The 15,762-nt window shown below is 64.5% G+C and carries 11 protein-coding genes; 5 read left to right on the top strand and 6 right to left on the bottom strand.

Translation table 11 applies throughout. The annotated features are described in order from the left end of the window. The first annotated feature begins 265 nt into the window (after positions 1–265). The 3 genes from ACR652_RS01140 to cysG all read left to right on the top strand — a co-directional run bounded on the left by ACR652_RS01140 (position 266) and on the right by cysG (position 6,948). Positions 266–2,734, top strand: coding sequence for a TonB-dependent receptor (locus ACR652_RS01140; RefSeq protein ID WP_434504678.1), 2,469 nt, complete (start codon positions 266–268; stop codon positions 2,732–2,734). Between the two features lie 184 nt (positions 2,735–2,918). Further along, the gene (locus ACR652_RS01135) at positions 2,919–5,345 is read left to right on the top strand and encodes a TonB-dependent receptor (RefSeq protein WP_434504677.1); all 2,427 of its coding nucleotides are present in this window, start codon (positions 2,919–2,921) and stop codon (positions 5,343–5,345) included. Positions 5,346–5,529: 184 nt separating this feature from the next. Continuing rightward, positions 5,530–6,948 (top strand): siroheme synthase CysG, encoded by a 1,419-nt coding sequence (cysG, locus tag ACR652_RS01130; protein WP_434504676.1) that lies wholly within the window; start codon positions 5,530–5,532, stop codon positions 6,946–6,948. Between the two features lie 4 nt (positions 6,949–6,952). On the opposite strand, the gene mazG is transcribed toward cysG, so the two are convergent. From mazG to metG, 6 genes are all read right to left on the bottom strand, one after another. Next, on the bottom strand, positions 6,953–7,753 hold the full coding sequence (gene mazG, locus ACR652_RS01125; protein WP_434504675.1) for a nucleoside triphosphate pyrophosphohydrolase: 801 nt from the start codon (positions 7,751–7,753) through the stop codon (positions 6,953–6,955). Between the two features lie 78 nt (positions 7,754–7,831). Beyond that, entirely contained in the window at positions 7,832–8,509 is a 678-nt protein-coding gene (locus ACR652_RS01120) for a cold-shock protein (protein WP_434504674.1), read from the bottom strand. Between the two features lie 589 nt (positions 8,510–9,098). Then, positions 9,099–9,893 (bottom strand): MBL fold metallo-hydrolase, encoded by a 795-nt coding sequence (locus tag ACR652_RS01115; protein ID WP_434504673.1) that lies wholly within the window; start codon positions 9,891–9,893, stop codon positions 9,099–9,101. Continuing rightward, complete coding sequence (locus ACR652_RS01110; RefSeq protein ID WP_434504672.1) at positions 9,890–10,681, bottom strand: TatD family hydrolase; 792 nt, start codon at positions 10,679–10,681, stop codon at positions 9,890–9,892. Before ACR652_RS01110 ends, ACR652_RS01115 begins: the two co-directional genes overlap by 4 nt. A 134-nt stretch (positions 10,682–10,815) precedes the next feature. Continuing rightward, entirely contained in the window at positions 10,816–11,625 is an 810-nt protein-coding gene (locus ACR652_RS01105; protein ID WP_434504671.1) for a class I SAM-dependent methyltransferase, read from the bottom strand. Between the two features lie 125 nt (positions 11,626–11,750). Continuing rightward, entirely contained in the window at positions 11,751–13,316 is a 1,566-nt protein-coding gene (gene metG / locus ACR652_RS01100) for a methionine--tRNA ligase (RefSeq protein ID WP_434504670.1), read from the bottom strand. Positions 13,317–13,466: 150 nt separating this feature from the next. On the opposite strand from metG, the gene ACR652_RS01095 reads away from it, so the two are divergent. Both ACR652_RS01095 and ACR652_RS01090 read left to right on the top strand, forming a co-directional pair. Next, entirely contained in the window at positions 13,467–13,706 is a 240-nt protein-coding gene (locus tag ACR652_RS01095; protein WP_434504669.1) for a hypothetical protein, read from the top strand. Between the two features lie 220 nt (positions 13,707–13,926). Continuing rightward, on the top strand, positions 13,927–15,735 hold the full coding sequence (locus ACR652_RS01090; RefSeq protein ID WP_434504668.1) for an alkaline phosphatase family protein: 1,809 nt from the start codon (positions 13,927–13,929) through the stop codon (positions 15,733–15,735). Positions 15,736–15,762: the final 27 nt, after the last annotated feature.

Genomic DNA, 15,762 nt, shown 5'->3' with positions numbered 1-15,762 from the left:
GTTTCGTGACGAAAGCGGCCCTGATTCAGGGCCGCTTTTTGTTTCCTTTATGCAACAGTCAATAAATAAAAGTATTGTCTGAAAAGAACGCTTCCAGACAACGCCTATGTTGTCTTTCTCTCAGAAAAAGAGACAAATCTGTAAGATTTCCAAGGTTGCGGACTTCAGGTTGACTGGGCTTTTCGCGCTGCAATACTCGACAGGAGAGGGCGGCTGGCGACAAGCCTCGCAAGCGGCCCGTCGACATCGGGAGCGTTTCGCGGCCATGCGCAGTAAAGTCTATAACGGATACGGCTTTCGTCTCTGCGCCTCCACCGCCGCTCTGATTTCCTTCGCGCACTCCGCCTCGGCCCAGCAGGCTTTGCCGACCATCGAGGTCGGTCACGCGCGCAAGACGGTCGCCCATGTCCAGGCGCCGCGCCCGGCGCGTCCCGTCAACGCCGCCCCCGCCGCCGCCGCGCCGGCAACGAGCGCGGCGCCATCCTCGGGGCAGGGCGACGGCTTCGTGCCGGCGGGGATGACGCTTGGCGGCGGCCCGAGCGGCGTCGTCGGCTATGTCGCGCGCGGCACTTCGACGGCGACCAAGACCAATACGCCCATCATCGACATTCCTCAGTCGATCACGATTCTCACCAAGCAGCAGCTACAGGATCGCGCCAGCTTCAGCCTCCAGCAGGCGCTGACCTATGTGCCCGGCGTCACGGTCACGGCGGGCGAGGGCAACAAGGATCAGATGACCATTCGCGGCCAGAGCACCTCGGCCGACTTCTTCAAGGACGGCGTGCGCGACGACGCGGAATATTACCGCGACCTCTACAACATTCAGGCGGTCGAGGTCCTCAAGGGTCCGAGCGCGCTGACCTTCGGGCGTGGCGGCGGCGGCGGCATCGTCAACCGCGTCACGAAAAAGGCCGACGGCGAAACGATCCGCGACATCGAGGCGAGTTCCGGCAGTTTCGGCCGCAAGCGCGTGACGGTCGATCTGGGGCAGGCGCTGTCGGACACGCTGGCCGTGCGCCTCAACGCGCTCTACGAGCAGTCCTACGGCTTTCGCAACTTCTTCAAAATGGAGCGCTACGGCGTCAATCCGACGCTGACCTGGAAGCCGCTGGAAAAGACTTTCGTCACGCTCAGCTACGAGCATTATCACGACCGGCGAATGAACGACCGGGGCATTCCGTCGCTCGGCGTGGGGTCCTTCGTGGAGGGCTTTCCCGCCGGACTCGCCGCTTACATCCCCGGCTATCCGGCGAAAACGCCCAATTACACTTTCTTCGGCGATGTGTGGCCGAGCCCCACGACCAACAATTACGCGCGCGTCGACGTGAATTCCGTCGACCTCAACATGGAGCACAAGACCGACTTCGGCCTCGAAATCCGCAACCACACGGTCTTCGCCAATTATCAGAAGCGTTATGCCAACACCTTCCCCGGCGAAAACGTCCTGCTCTTCGAGGGGCCGCCCGGCGGGCAGATGGAGATCGAGGGCTATGTGCACAACACGCCTCGGCGCAACGTCTTCAACCAGACGGATCTCGTCTATCGCTTTCAGATGACGCCGGAGATCAAGCATACGCTGCTAGCGGGCTCGGAGATCGGCAATCAGCGGTCGGCGAGCGAACGCAACCTCTCCTGCTTCGGCACGCAGCAAACGAATTATCTGATCAACTGCGATGGCTCCGCGACCGTGGTGGACGCGCCCTTCCTCGCGCCGTCCATTCTCAATCCCATAGCCTATGGCGACCCGCGCGAGCGCCGCTACACGGACCTGAACGTCGCCTCGGGCTATGTGCAGGATCAAATCGAGGTGACAAAATATGTCGACATCCTCGCCGGCGTGCGGTTCGATCACTTCGATCTGACCTTCCGCGGCGCGGATTTCCCGCTGCCGCCGGGCGCCGATCCCAACGCCCAGGCCACCGAGCAGGCGGAAGGCGAAATCGTCGACAGCCTCAACCAGACCATCCACAGCGTGACCAACAAATGGTCGCCGCGTCTGGGCGTGGTCTTCAAGCCGATTCAGGACCTCTCCTACTATTTCGCCTATTCGCGCTCCTTCCTGCCGGCGTCGAGCGACCAGTTCGTCGTTCTGACCCCCTCGCTGGCCGCGTTGCAGCCGCAGGGCTTCGAGAATCTCGAAGTCGGCATGAAGTATCAGATCACGCCCCGCCTTCTGCTCACCGGCGCGCTCTATCAGCTCAACCGCTCGAATCAGCCCGTCACCGTGAACGCCTTCAACGCCGTCGCCGCCAATACGCGGACGCGGGGCGGTGAAATCGGCCTCGTCGGCTATGTCACCGACCTCTGGCAAGTCTCGCTCGGCTACGGGCTTCAATCGGCGCGTGTGCTGAACGCCAACGCCGCGCCCGACCCCGTCGATCCCTGGCTGACCTACGCCGGCAAGGTCACGCCGAACGTGCCGCGCAACACCTTCTCCTTCTGGAACAGATATGACGTATCGTCCGTCTTCGACGCGGAGCCGGGCGTGCTCGGCGTCGGCGCGGGCGTCGTCTACAACGCCAAATTCTATGCGGCGATCGACAACGCCGTGATCGTGCCGGGCTACGCCCGCGTCGATGCGGCCGCCTATCTGAAGTTGAGCAAGACCGTGACGGCGCAGCTGAACATAGAAAACCTCCTCGGAGCGAACTATTACGCTGGCGCGACCAACAATAATAATATCATGCCAGGAGCGCCACGCTCGGCTTTCGTAACTGTAAATGCGAAGTTCTGATAAATTCTTTCAATGAAGCAATAATGGCCAGCCATCGCTGGCCTTTTTTATTTATCGGATTCGTTCCAAAATTAGAACATTTCTGATTTATTGCTGAATCTATTTGTCGAAACAAGGCGGAAACAATAGCCTGAGGGCATGAGCGTGGTTGGAGCCGCGCAGATTTTTGCTCTTCAGGATGCCGATGATGACGACATGGAACCGCTCACGTAACGCGCGTCTCCTCACCAGCCTTTGCGCGATCACCGCCGCCCTGGCGGCCGGCGAGGCCGCAGAGGCGCAGACAACCTTGCCCGCGATCCACGTTGGCGGCGGCCGTGCGGCGACGCGGGGTCCCGCGCCGCGCGCGGCGGGTCCCGTGCGCGCCACGCCGCTCGTCGCCGCCGCGCCTCAGCCCGGTTCGAACGACGGGTCGGGCTCGGGCTTCATTCCGGCGGGCGCGCAGGTGTGGCGCGGGCCGACCGACGTCCATGGCTATTTCGCGGGCGGCACGTCGACGGCCACCAAGACCAACACGCCGATTCTCGACATTCCGCAGTCGATCACCATTCTCACCAAGCAGCAGCTCGAGGATCGCAACAGCCTGACGCTCAATCAGGCGCTGACCTATGTGCCGGGCGTGACGGTGGCGCAGGGCGAGGGGCAGCGCGACCAGGTCACCATTCGCGGCCAGCCGACGACGGCGGATTTCTACACGGACGGCGTGCGCGACGACGCCGAATACTACCGCGACCTCTACAACATTCAGGCGGTCGAAGTGCTCAAGGGGCCGAGCGCGCTGATCTTCGGGCGCGGCGGCGGCGGCGGCGTGGTCAACCGCGTGACCAGGAAGGCCGACGGCCTGACGCGCCGAAACATGCAGGTCAGCACCGGCAGCTTCGGCCGCAAGCGCCTGACGATCGACGTGGGGCAGGCGATCAACGATCAGCTCGCCTTCCGCGTGAACGGCCTGTTCGAGCAGTCCTACAGCTTCCGCGACTTCTTCAACATGCGGCGCTGGGGAATCAATCCGACCTTCACCTGGAAGCCGCTCGAAAAGACCTTCATCACCCTCAGCTACGAGCATTACCAAGACCATCGCGAGATGGATCGCGGCGTGCCGTCGGTCAATTTCATCCGCGATCCGGCCGTGCTCGCGGCGCAGGCGCTCGGTTTCGGCTATCTCTATCCCGGCTATCCCGCGCCGACCGGGCGCTCGACCTTTTTCGGCAATCCGGCCGTCAATTACGCCAAGACGGACGTCGACCGCGCCGTCGTCTCATTCGATCACACGACCGACTTTGGCCTCAACATCAAGAACCAGACCGTCTACGCCAATTACGAGAAATTCTACCAGAACACCTTCGCCAACAGCGGCGTCAACTTCCTCAACGGCGCCTGCGCGGGGACGACGCCGCCCTGTGTGCAGCTCTCGGGCTACAACCACAACACGCCGCGCCAGAATGTCTTCAGCCAGACGGATCTGACCTATACGCTTGAGATGACGCCGCAGATCAAGCACGTCCTGCTCGGCGGCATGGAGTTCGGCAACCAGAAAACCGACAGCAACCGCAACAATGCGCGCTGGCTCGATCCCTTCAACGGGTCGGTGACCTACAACACCTCTTTCGGCTTGCCGACCGTCTTCGCGCCGGTCGTGTTCAACAATGCGCTGGTCGGCGGATTCCGCCGCCACACCGACCTCGATCTCGCCGCCGGCTATGTGCAGGATCAGATCACCATTACGAAATATATCGACGTCATCGCGGGCGTGCGCTTCGACAGCTACAATCTGAAGTTCGTCAATAATCTGGCGATTCCAAACCCCACGCCGACCAATTACTGGGGCCAGACGCTCTACAGCAACACCGGCAAATGGTCGCCGCGCGTGGGCCTTGTCGTGAAGCCCTTCGAGCAATTGTCGCTCTACGGCTCCTATTCGCGCTCGTTCCTGCCGGCGGCGGGCGATCAGTTCAACACCATCAGCATTTCAGCGGCGAACCTTCAGCCGCAGGGCTTCGAGAATGTGGAGGCGGGGTTCAAGGCGGAAATCACGCCGACGCTGCTGTTCACCGGCGCGCTCTACAATCTGAACCGCTCGAACCAGGCGATCGCCATCGACGCCTTCTACAATGTTCTCACCAACACCCGCACCACGGGCGGCGAGCTGAGCCTCGTCGGCTATCTCACGAAGGAATGGGAAGTCTCGCTCGGCTACGGCAACCAGCACGCCTATGTGACAAGCTCCGACCGCAATGCGGCGCAGGCAGGGGGCGCGCTGTTCTTCACCGAGAAGGGCAAGAACGTTCCCTCCGTGCCGCAGAACACCTTCTCGTTCTGGAACAAATATGACGTCTCGTCTTTCGTCGGCCTCGCGCCCGGCGTGCTCGGGGTCGGCAGCGGCGTGATCTACAATGACAAGTTCTATGCGGCGCTGGACAACACCGTCATCATCCCCGGCTATGCGCGTTGGGACGGCGCGGTCTATCTCAAGATCAGCGACAACCTGTCCGGGCAGGTGAATGTGGAGAACATCCTCGGCGCCTTCTATTACGCCTCGGCGAACAACAACAACAACATCATGCCCGGCGCCCCGCGCTCGGCCTATGTTACGGTCAACGCCAGGTTCTAAGAGCGAGAAGAGGAGGGGGCGCGAATGGCTCAGGCGACAGCGGACAACCGTGAGCTTCAGGCCACGGCGATCGCGGTTCTGTTCTCCAAAGGCGAATGAGGACCGTCGTCCGAGGGGCGGCCGGCGCCTTTTGCCGCGCTGCGCAATGGGCTATGCGTGAGCCATCATCAGACAGGCTCCGACCGTGACGCGTAAACCCGACGAAGTCTCTTCCGACATCATGCAGCCTCTCGAAACGCTGCCGGTTTTCTACCCGCTCGCCGGCAAGCGCGTGGTGGTCATCGGCGACGGGGAGGGGGCGGCCTGGAAGGTCGGCCTCGCCGCCGCCACGGGCGCGCAGGTGGAGGTCTTCGCCCGCGACGCCTGCGAGAAGCTCAGGGAGGTCGTGGAGGGGCGGGACAATGTCACGCTGCACGAGCGCGCCGCCGCCGCCGGAGACTTCGCGGGCGCGACCCTCGCCTTCGCCGCGACCTTCGACGACGCCGAGGCCGACGCCGCCCGAAAGGCCGCCGACGCCGCGGGCGTCGCGCTCAATCTCGCCGACCGGCCGGCGATGAGCGACTTCATCATGGGCGCCATCGTCAACCGTTCGCCGCTCGTCATCGGCGTCTCGACCGGCGGGGCCTCGCCCGTTTTCGCGCAAGCCGTGCGCGGGCGGATCGAGTCGCTCGTGCCGGCGAGCTTCGCGGCCTGGGCCAGGGCGGCGCAGGACTGGCGCCCGCAGGTGTTGTCCTCCGGCCTCGACTTTCTCGCCCGCCGCGATTTCTGGCGGCGCTTTACGCGCCTGGCCTTCCGCGACATCGAGCGCGCGCCCTCCGGGACGGATCGCGACACCCTGCTGGCCGAGGCCCGCGCGGCGGGCGAGGACGCCCAGCGCGGTCGCGTCACGCTGGTCGGGGCAGGGCCGGGCGATCCCGAATTGCTGACGCTGAAGGGCATGCGCGCGCTCGCAGGGGCCGATGTGGTGCTGTTCGACGATCTGGTGCCGGCGAGCATTCTCGATTTCGCCCGCCGCGAGGCGACCCGGATCAATGTCGGCAAGCGCGGCTATGCGCCGTCCGTCCGGCAGGAGGAGATTACGGCGCTGCTCGTCGATCTCGCGCGGGCGGGCAAGAACGTCGTGCGGCTCAAGGGCGGCGATCCGCTCATCTTCGGCCGCGCCAATGAGGAAATCGCCGCGCTACGCGAGGCGGGTTTCGACATCGAGATCGTGCCGGGCGTGACCGCCGCCTGCGCCGGCGCGGCCGCGCTCGGGGCCTCGCTCACCAGCCGCGAGACGGCGCGGCGCGTGCAGTTCATCACCGCCCACACCAAGGACGGCGAGTTTCCCGAGGATTTCGATTGGGGCGCGCTCGCCGACCGGCGCGCGACGACGGCCGTCTATATGGGCAACCGCACCCTGCCCGCCCTGTCCCGGCGATTGCTGGAGGAGGGCATGGCCCATGATACGCCCGCCTTCCTCGTCGAGCGCGCGTCAACGCCCGAGGAACGCATCATTCGCGGCACCATCGCCAGTCTGCCGGAGACGGTCGCCACGGAGAAGCTCGTGGGGCCGGTCATGGTGCTGATCGGCTGGGCGCTGCTGGAGAGCCTGGCAGGGTAGAGCGCTACCGCTTCTCCAGCTTCTTCGCCTCGACCCAAAGCGTTTCCATCTCATCAAGGGACGCCGCCTCGGGCGTGGTTCCCATTTCGCTCAATCGCCGCTCGATATGATGGAAGCGGCGCTCGAACTTGGCGTTGGCGCCGCGCAGCGCCTGCTCGGGATCGACATTGGCGTGGCGCGCCAGATTGGCGACGACGAAGAGAAGATCGCCGATTTCTTCCTCGACCGCCCTGGCGTTGACCTCGGGCGCCGCGAGTTCCTCGGCGATTTCCCCGGTTTCCTCGCGAATCTTGTCCATGACATGCGCCGCATTGTTCCAGTCGAAGCCAACTTTCGAGGCCTTCTGCTGAAGCTTGACGGCGCGGGTTAGCGCGGGCAGGGCGAGCGGCGCCCCGTCGAGAAGGCTCTCCGGCGCGGAGCCGCCCTTTGCGGCGCGCTCGGCCGCCTTGATCTCATCCCATTGCGCCGTCACGCCCTCGGCGGTCAGATCGCCGCCCCCGGCGAAGACATGAGGGTGGCGGCGGATGAGCTTGTCGCAGATGGCGGCGACGACGTCCGGGAAAGCGAAGACCCCCTGCTCCTGCGCCATGCGCGCGTGGAAGACCACCTGAAGCAGAAGATCGCCGAGCTCGTCCCGCAGGTCATCGAGATCGCCGCGCTCGATGGCGTCGGCCACCTCATAGGCCTCTTCGACCGTATAAGGGGCGATGGAACGGAAATCCTGTTCGAGATCCCAGGGGCAGCCGGTCTGCGGGGTGCGCAGGGCGGCCATGATCTCGATGAGACGGGCGATGTCGCCGGACATGCGGGCGAAGTCCTCTCACAAATGGAAAACGCCGCGTCCCTTGGCGGAACGCGGCGTCGAAACGCGGTCGATCGGCGATCAGTCCAGCGTGATGGACAGCGCCTCGCGGCCCTTGGCCGTGTCGACCACCTGCATGGTGACCGGCTGGCCTTCGAGCAGGCGATTGACGCCCGACGGGCCGAGGATCGAGATGTGGACGAAGACGTCCTTGCCGCCGTCGTTCGACTGAACGAAGCCGAAGCCCTTGGTCTCGTCGAACCATTTGACCTTGCCGGACACCGGCACGGCGCTCGACGGATCGGGAGCCTGGCGGCGGGGGCGGGGACTGTCAAAGCCGCCACCACCGCCTCCACCGCTACGCGGCGGCGGGGCGCGCTCGGAGGCTCCGGCGAGATCCACTTCGAGAATGCGGGAGACCTGCTGGCCCTTCACGGAGCTTGTCACCTGCACCTGCAGCTTGGCGCCCGGCGGGAGAGCGTCATAGCCCGCCGCCTGAACCGCGCCGATGTGGAGGAAGGCGTCGCCCGTGCCATTGGCGAGCTCGACAAAGCCGAAGCCCTTGTCGGCCTTGAACCATTTGACGATCGCGTCAACGGCCGGCTCGTTGCTCATCACCGGGGGCGCCATATCCGGGAAGCCGCCGCCGCCGAATGACGTTCTTGGCGAACGGCTGGGCCGCGGGGCGTCGTAGCCATACGGACCGTCGTCATCGAACCCGCGCTTGCGAGGTCCCCGGAAGTCTCTACCTTTGCTCATCTTTTACCTGCTCGTCTCCGCCAAAAACGGCAAGACTTTTATGTCAAACGCGTGCGCCCAAGCGAACCCCTTCGAACTCGCAATCTGAGTCCGTTGGAAGACGATGGGATGTTGCCAGTTGAATGCCATATAGTCCCGCGCGGAAAGCCTTTTACCAGATAAAGAGCCAATCTGGCCAGAATTTTTCGTGGACATGCTGAAAAAACCCAAGAATTCCTTACCCGTGGCCAGGCTCGCGCCGCTTTCGGAGCTGTTTCCAACTGTCACCGCCGGCCTCGCCGAAGCGTTCAACAATTTCAATTAAATCGCCCCGTCAATGCCTTGAGACGATCGCCGAGTCACGGCCGGTAACAGTTCCGCACATGGCGGGCGCATGCGGCGATCGCGGGGGTTGGCGACGCTCGCGGTCTTCGATGACCGCCGCGTCCGCGCCTGTGACCTTGGACAGGGCCGGACACTGATGGACGACCCCGAAAGACAAGCGGCTGCTCAGTTCGGCGAGTGGCGGAGAACCATCCCAAGCGCCGATGGGGAAGCGTCGCCGCTTCGGTGAAAGGACGAATCGCATAATCGATATTATGGAACCTAATCAGACCTCAATCCGGAGCCCGTCATAGGCCGGCTGGACATTGGCCGGCAGGACGGCGGTCAGCGCGTCATAGTCGAGATCGACGTGAAGGTCGGTCAGGATGGCGCGGCGCGGCCGGTACTGATCGATCAGCGCCAGCGCCTGATCGACGGACAGATGCGTGCCGTGACGCTGCCAGCGCAGCGCGTCGATGATCCAGAGGTCGAGCCCTTCCAGAAAGCGCGCGCTTTCCGGCGGAATGGCGTGAAGGTCCGGCGTATAGGCGATGTTCCCGAAGCGGAACCCGAGCGCGTCCATGTCGCCGTGATCGAGGCGGAACGGCGTGGCCTCGATCGCGCCGCCCGGACCCTCAATGGTCACCGGACGGCCGGGATGCAGCCTGTGCTCGGTCATCAGCGGCGGATAAAAGCTGCCCGGCGGCGTGACGAAAATGTAGCCGAACTTGTGCGTAACGTCGCGCGAGGTCGGCTCGTCCATCCAGGCCGGGATGCGGCGGCCGTTGCGGATTACGAGGCCGCGCACGTCGTCGATGCCATGCGTGTGGTCCGCATGCGGATGCGTGTACAGGACGGCGTCCAGACGGATGACCTCCGCCGCGACGAGCTGTTCGCGAAGGTCCGGTCCGGTGTCGACCAGCGCCTGCGTCCCATCCTGCCAATGGCCTCGCGTCACCAGGATCGAACAGCGGCGGCGGCGATTCTTGGGGTTTTCGGGATTGCACTTGCCCCATCCCTGCCCGACGCGCGGCACGCCGCCGGAGGAGGCGCAGCCGAGAATGGTGACGGCGAGAGTCACGCGGCGGCATCCAGCGGCGGCATCCTGGAGAACAGCCGGAGAGCGTTTTCCGTCGTCGCCCGCGCCAGCTCGGCCTCGGAAACGCCCTTGATCTCCGCCAGCAACCGGGCCGTGTCGACGACGAAAGCCGGCTCGTTGCGCTTGCCCCGATGTGGCACGGGCGCGAGGAACGGCGCGTCGGTTTCCACCAGCATCCGCTCCAGCGGCGTCGCCTTCGCCGTCTCGCGCAGCTCGGCCGAGTTCTTGAACGTCACCACGCCGGAGTAGGAAATGTAGAGGCCGAGGCTGATGGCCGTCTCCGCCAGTTCACGGCTGGAGGTGAAGCAGTGGAGCAGGGCCGGGAAGGCCCCCTTCCCCATTTCCTCCTTCAGGATCGCCGCGCAATCGGCGTCGGCGTCGCGCGTGTGGATGACGAGCGGCAGCCCGGTTTCGCGCGCGGCCGCGATATGGGTGCGGAACACCCGCTGCGCCACCTCGCGCGGCGCGTGGTCGTAGTGATAGTCGAGCCCCGCCTCGCCCAGCCCCACGCATTTGGGATGCCGGGACAGGCTCACGAGCTGTTCGACGGTCGGCTCGGCTTCCTCATGGGAGTGATGGGGATGCGTGCCGACGGTGAAGAAGACGTCCGGATAGGCCTCCGCCACGGCCTTCACGCGGTCGACGCGCGACAGATGCGTGGAGATCGTGATCATCCGTCCGACGCCGCGGGCCCTGGCGCGCGCGACGATGTCCGCCTGTTCGGGCGCGAAATCGGGAAAGTCGAGATGGCAGTGGGTGTCGATGAGCATCACATCAGGTCCGGGAAAGGCGGTCGGTCAGGGGTCATGGGCGGATGTGTAGCGCGTCGACCGACAAGGGGCCAACTGGATCAGGAGATAGTCCTCGTGGCGGCCGCCAGGAACACCCCGGCCCCGGTCTCTCCCTAAGCCTTTGAGGCGTCGAACACGATCGCCTGCATCGGCAATTGCGCCGGCGCGCCGAATTCTTCGGCCAGCGCGGCCGTAAGGGCCTCGACCACGGCGTCGGCGGCGACCCGGCCGCGCGCGCGGATCTGCTCGATCAGCGGGCTGCCGAAGACCAGCCCGCGCGCGAAGACCTCCGTATCGCTCAGCTTCTGCACGCGCGGGACCACGCTGATCGCCAGATTTGTGAAGCCGGCGGCGAACAGCGCTTCCTTGATCGGATCAATGTCCGGCCAGGAAAACGGCGTCTGAAGAAATTTCGGCGGATCGTAAGGAAAGAAACGGTCCACGACCTCGATTCCGATGCGGGCGAAGGGATTGTAGCGCGGCGCGTCCCAGACGTTGAACAGCAGACGCCCGCGCGGCTTGAGCACGCGTCGCGCCTCCCGCAGCGCGGCGTTCTTGTCGGGAAAAAACATCCAGCCGAACTGGCACAGGACGCAGTCGAAAGACCCGTTGGGGAAGCGCAGAGCGAGCGCATCGGACGTTTCGAACGTCACCAGCTCGTCCGGCCGGAATTTCGCGCGCGCCGCCTCCAGCATCGGCGCGCTGAGATCCGTCGCCGTGAGCGTCGCGGCTGGATGCAGCCTGTCGCGCAGCACGCGCGTCACGAGCCCCGTTCCCGCCGCGGTCTCCAGCACGGCGCGCGGCGCGCGCAGCACCGCCCGGCGCGCAAGGTCTTCGGCATAGGCCTGGAAGAGCGCCGGGCCCAGCAAGCGGTCGTAGTAATCGGGAATATCGCCGACGAAGCGCGCGGGATCCGAGGTCATGTCACGACTATAGAGACACGGAGACGGCCGCGCGAGGTTGACGGACCGGCGGCCGGTTACTTTTCTGCGACGCGACGCGGCACGACGCGCCGGCGCGGGGCCAACTCGTCAATGCCGACAGGCGTTTACGCCTCCCCTTCCTCCGCTTCCACAAAACGCGGGAAAACGGGGGACGGCGGCGGCAGCGGCGCGCCTTCCTGCAAGGCGTCGGCTTCGCCGGCATGGGCGAAGTCGCGCTCGTCGGGCCCGACGGCCAGAAGATCGAGCAGCTTGCCCGCCGCCTCCGGAATGAAAGGCTGGAGCGGAATCGCCACGCGGCGCAGCGTTTCAGCCGTGACATAGAGGATCGTCGCCATCCGCGCCGGATCGGTCTTCTTCTTCGCCCAGGGCTCTTCGCCCGCGAAGTAGCGATTCGCCTCCGCCACCACGCGGAAAATCTCGGCGAGCGCGTGATGCGGCGCGTAATCGTCCATCGCGGCGCGCGCCTTCTCCAGCGCGGCCGACGCCTGCGCGAGAATGTCCCGGTCCGCGTCGGTCAGTTCGCCTTTTGCGGGAACGGCGCCGGCGCAGTTCTTGGCGATCATCGACAGCGACCGCTGCGCGAGATTGCCGAGGTCGTTCGCCAGATCGGCGTTGATGCGCATGACGATCGCCTCATGCGAGTAATTCCCGTCCTGCCCGAACGGAATTTCCCGCAGGAAGAAATAGCGAAGCTGATCGACGCCATAGCGTTCGGCGAGCCCGATCGGATCGACGACATTGCCGAGAGACTTCGACATCTTCTCGCCGCGCGAGAACAGGAACCCGTGCACGACGATCTGTTTCGGCAGTGGCGCGCCCGCCGACATCAGGAAGGCCGGCCAATAGATGGCGTGAAAGCGGGTGATGTCCTTGCCGATGACATGCGCGTCCGCCGGCCAGAAGCGCGCCCTGTCGCCCTGCCCGGTCAGCCAGCCGGTGGCGGTGATGTAATTTGTGAGCGCGTCCACCCACACATACATGACGTGATTGGCCGTCGTCTGCGCGCTCGGCGGGATGGGAATGCCCCAGTCGAAGGTCGTGCGCGACACGGAGAGATCCGACAGGCCGCGCTTCACGAAAGCGACGATCTCGTTGCGGTAATGCTCCGGCGTGATGAAGTCCGGATGCGCCTCGTAATGGGCGAGGAGCTTCTCCGCATAGGCGGAGAGCCGGAAGAACCAGCTTTCCTCCTCCACCCATTCGACCGGCGTGCCGGTGGGGGCGAACTTCTTGCCGTCGCGCTCGGTCAGCTCGCTTTCGTCGTAATAGGCTTCGTCGCGGACGGAATACCAGCCGGAATATTTCGACAGATAGATGTCGCCATTGGCCTCCATCCGCCGCCAGATCTCCAGCACCGTCTGCTTGTGGCGTTCCTGGGTGGTGCGCACGATGTCGTCGGCGCGCGCGTTCAGCGCCTCGCCCATGCGCGCGAATTGCGCCGCCGTGCGGTCGGCCAGCCCCTGGGGGGTCAGCCCCTCCTTCTCGGCCGTGCGCTGCATCTTCTGGCCATGCTCGTCCATGCCGGTGACGAAGAGCACGTCATGGCCGTCGAGGCGCTTGAAACGGGCGAAAGCGTCGGTGGCGATGCGCTCGTAAGCGTGGCCGATGTGGGGCGCGCCATTCGCGTAGGGAATGGCCGTGGAGATCATGAAGGTGGGGCGCTCAGACATGCAGGCCGAGATAGCGCGCTTTTGCGGCGCGGGAAAGTCTGCGCCTTCGCCATTTCACGGGATCGGCGGGACTGTGGGCTTCCCCGAATCGCAAGACTCCCCTTCCCGGCCGTGGCGCGCTATCTTCCGGCGTTCTCCGGAGGCGGCGGGATGGGCTTTTCGAGGCAGCCAAGGGACATTGCGCGACGGCTCGGCGAGAAAAGCCGCGCCAGGAGCGATGGCTGGCGGCGCGAGACCTTCACGCTCCCGCGCACCGATGCGCGCGCCAAGGCGCGCGAATGGTTCGACCGCTATCCCAAGGCCGCCTACATGACCGAGATCGAGTTCTGGCGGGAGCTGGAGGACGGCCGCATAGAATTCGTGATGCGGCGGCTTCCAAGCGCGGACTGATCCGCTCAAGCAATTGGAAATTATTTGTTTTGTCCAATGCGGCTTCGGAATCAGAGGCCTGCCGGCGTGCGCCCCCCGCCGGTCACCTGAACGCAGTTAAACCGACATCCCGTCGAAACAATCCAGACCCAGTTTCCCGGCCGACACCGGGTTGTTTCGCCGTCTTCAACGTCGTTGCGCACGCAACGGGCGAACGCCGGTGCTTTGCCGGAGGACTTTCATGCGATCAAAATTCATCTTCAAGTCGCTGTGCCTGGCGTCGAGCGCCCTCTGCGCGGCCCCCGCTCTCGCTGCGCCGCTGTCCAGCCCAGTTACCCCCATCAAGCACGTGATCATCGTGCTCGGCGAAAATCACACCTTCGATAACGTCTTCGGCACGTACAAGCCGACCAGGGGCCAGACGATCGACAATCTGCTCAGCAAGGGGATTGTCACCGAAGACGGCGCGCCCGGGCGGAATTTCGATCTTGCGAAACAGCGGATCGGCGCCAATGGCCCGCGCACGGCCGTCTACAACGCCGAAACGCTGTCGGTGGGAGCCTATGCGACCCTGCCGCGGCCCTACACAACCTATGCGCTGGGACTGACCTCGGGCGTCGAGGACACGCGCTTTCCGGCGGACATGCCGAATGGCCCCTTCCAGATCACCCGCTACGTTCCCTATCTCTCCTTCACCGGCGACCCGGTCCATCGGTTTTTCCAGATGTGGCAGGATATCGACGGCGGCAAGCACGACAAGTTCGTCTGGGTCGAGGAGACGATCGGAACCGGGTCCAACGGCGCGCCCTACCCCGCTGGCGGCTTCAATCCGCACGAAGGCGCCATTTCGATGGGCTTCTATAACATGAACCCCTACAAGGACGCGAAAGGCGCGCCGCATCAGGGCGACGGCTCGGTCTTCAAGGCTCTGGCCGACACATACGCCATCAGCGACAACTACCATCAGGCGATCATGGGCGGCACCGGCGCCAATTTCCAGGCGATCATCACCGGCCACGCCGCCTTCTACACCGATCCTCTGAAGCTGGACGGTTCGCCGGCGACGCCGCCGACCAACCAGATCGAAAATCCGAATCCCGCGCTCGGCACGAACAATTATTACATCCAGGACGGCTACGGCGGCGGCTCCTATGTCAACTGCGCCGATCCCATGCAGCCCGGCGTGGCGGCCATCGACAAGCAGCTCTACAAGAACGGCGTCGGCAGAAACGGCTGCGCGCGCGATCATTTCTATCTGGTCAACAACTACAGCATGTATTGGGACCAGAGCAGCAGCAAGCCGGTCCGGAAGCTCGGCGATGACAAATTCGTCCTGCCTCCCCAGACCGCGCCGACGATCGCCGACGTCATGACGGCCAAAGGCGTCTCCTGGAAGTATTACAGCGCCGATCGTGGCGACGACGTCACGAATTTCAAGGACGCGGTCGACGGCGTCCAGCTTCTCTACCATTCCTACTGCGGCATTTGCGACCCGCTCACGGGCTACGCCACCATCATGAAAAACCCCTCGGAGGAAGCGAAACTCCAGAATTACGGGGCCTTTCTGAAGGACGTGTCGGCCGGGACCCTCCCGGCGGTGTCATTTGTCCGGCCGTTCGAATATCTCGCCGGCCACCCGGCGAACTCGAACAACGGACTTTACGAGCAGTTCGTGGCGTCGCTCATCAAGCATGTGCAGGACAACGCGTCGCTCTGGGCGTCGACGGCCATCTTCATCACCTATGACGAAGGCGGCGGATATTATGATTCGGGCTACGTCCAGCCGGTCGATTTCTTCGGCGACGGAACCCGCATTCCCTTCATCGTGGCGTCGCCCTTCGCGAGGAAGGGCTACGTCGACCACACCTATTCCGACCACGTCTCGATGCTGAAATTCATCGAGCGCAACTGGCGCCTGCCGAAGATCTCGTCGCTCAGCCGCGATAATCTGCCCAACCCGGTGGCGGACGACGAGGCTCCCTACCAGCCCAGGAACGCCCCGGCGATCGGAGATCTCATGACTCTCTTCGACTTCTCCGGGTCGAACTGAGGCGCGACGAACTTGGCGGGGCGGCGC

It is taken from the genome of Methylocystis sp. (assembly GCF_051061225.1).
In the GTDB taxonomy this organism is placed as follows: Bacteria; Pseudomonadota; Alphaproteobacteria; order Rhizobiales; family Beijerinckiaceae; genus Methylocystis.
The sequence above is the reverse complement of the archived record's forward strand: the minus strand, read 5'-3'. Positions and strand labels throughout refer to the sequence as shown.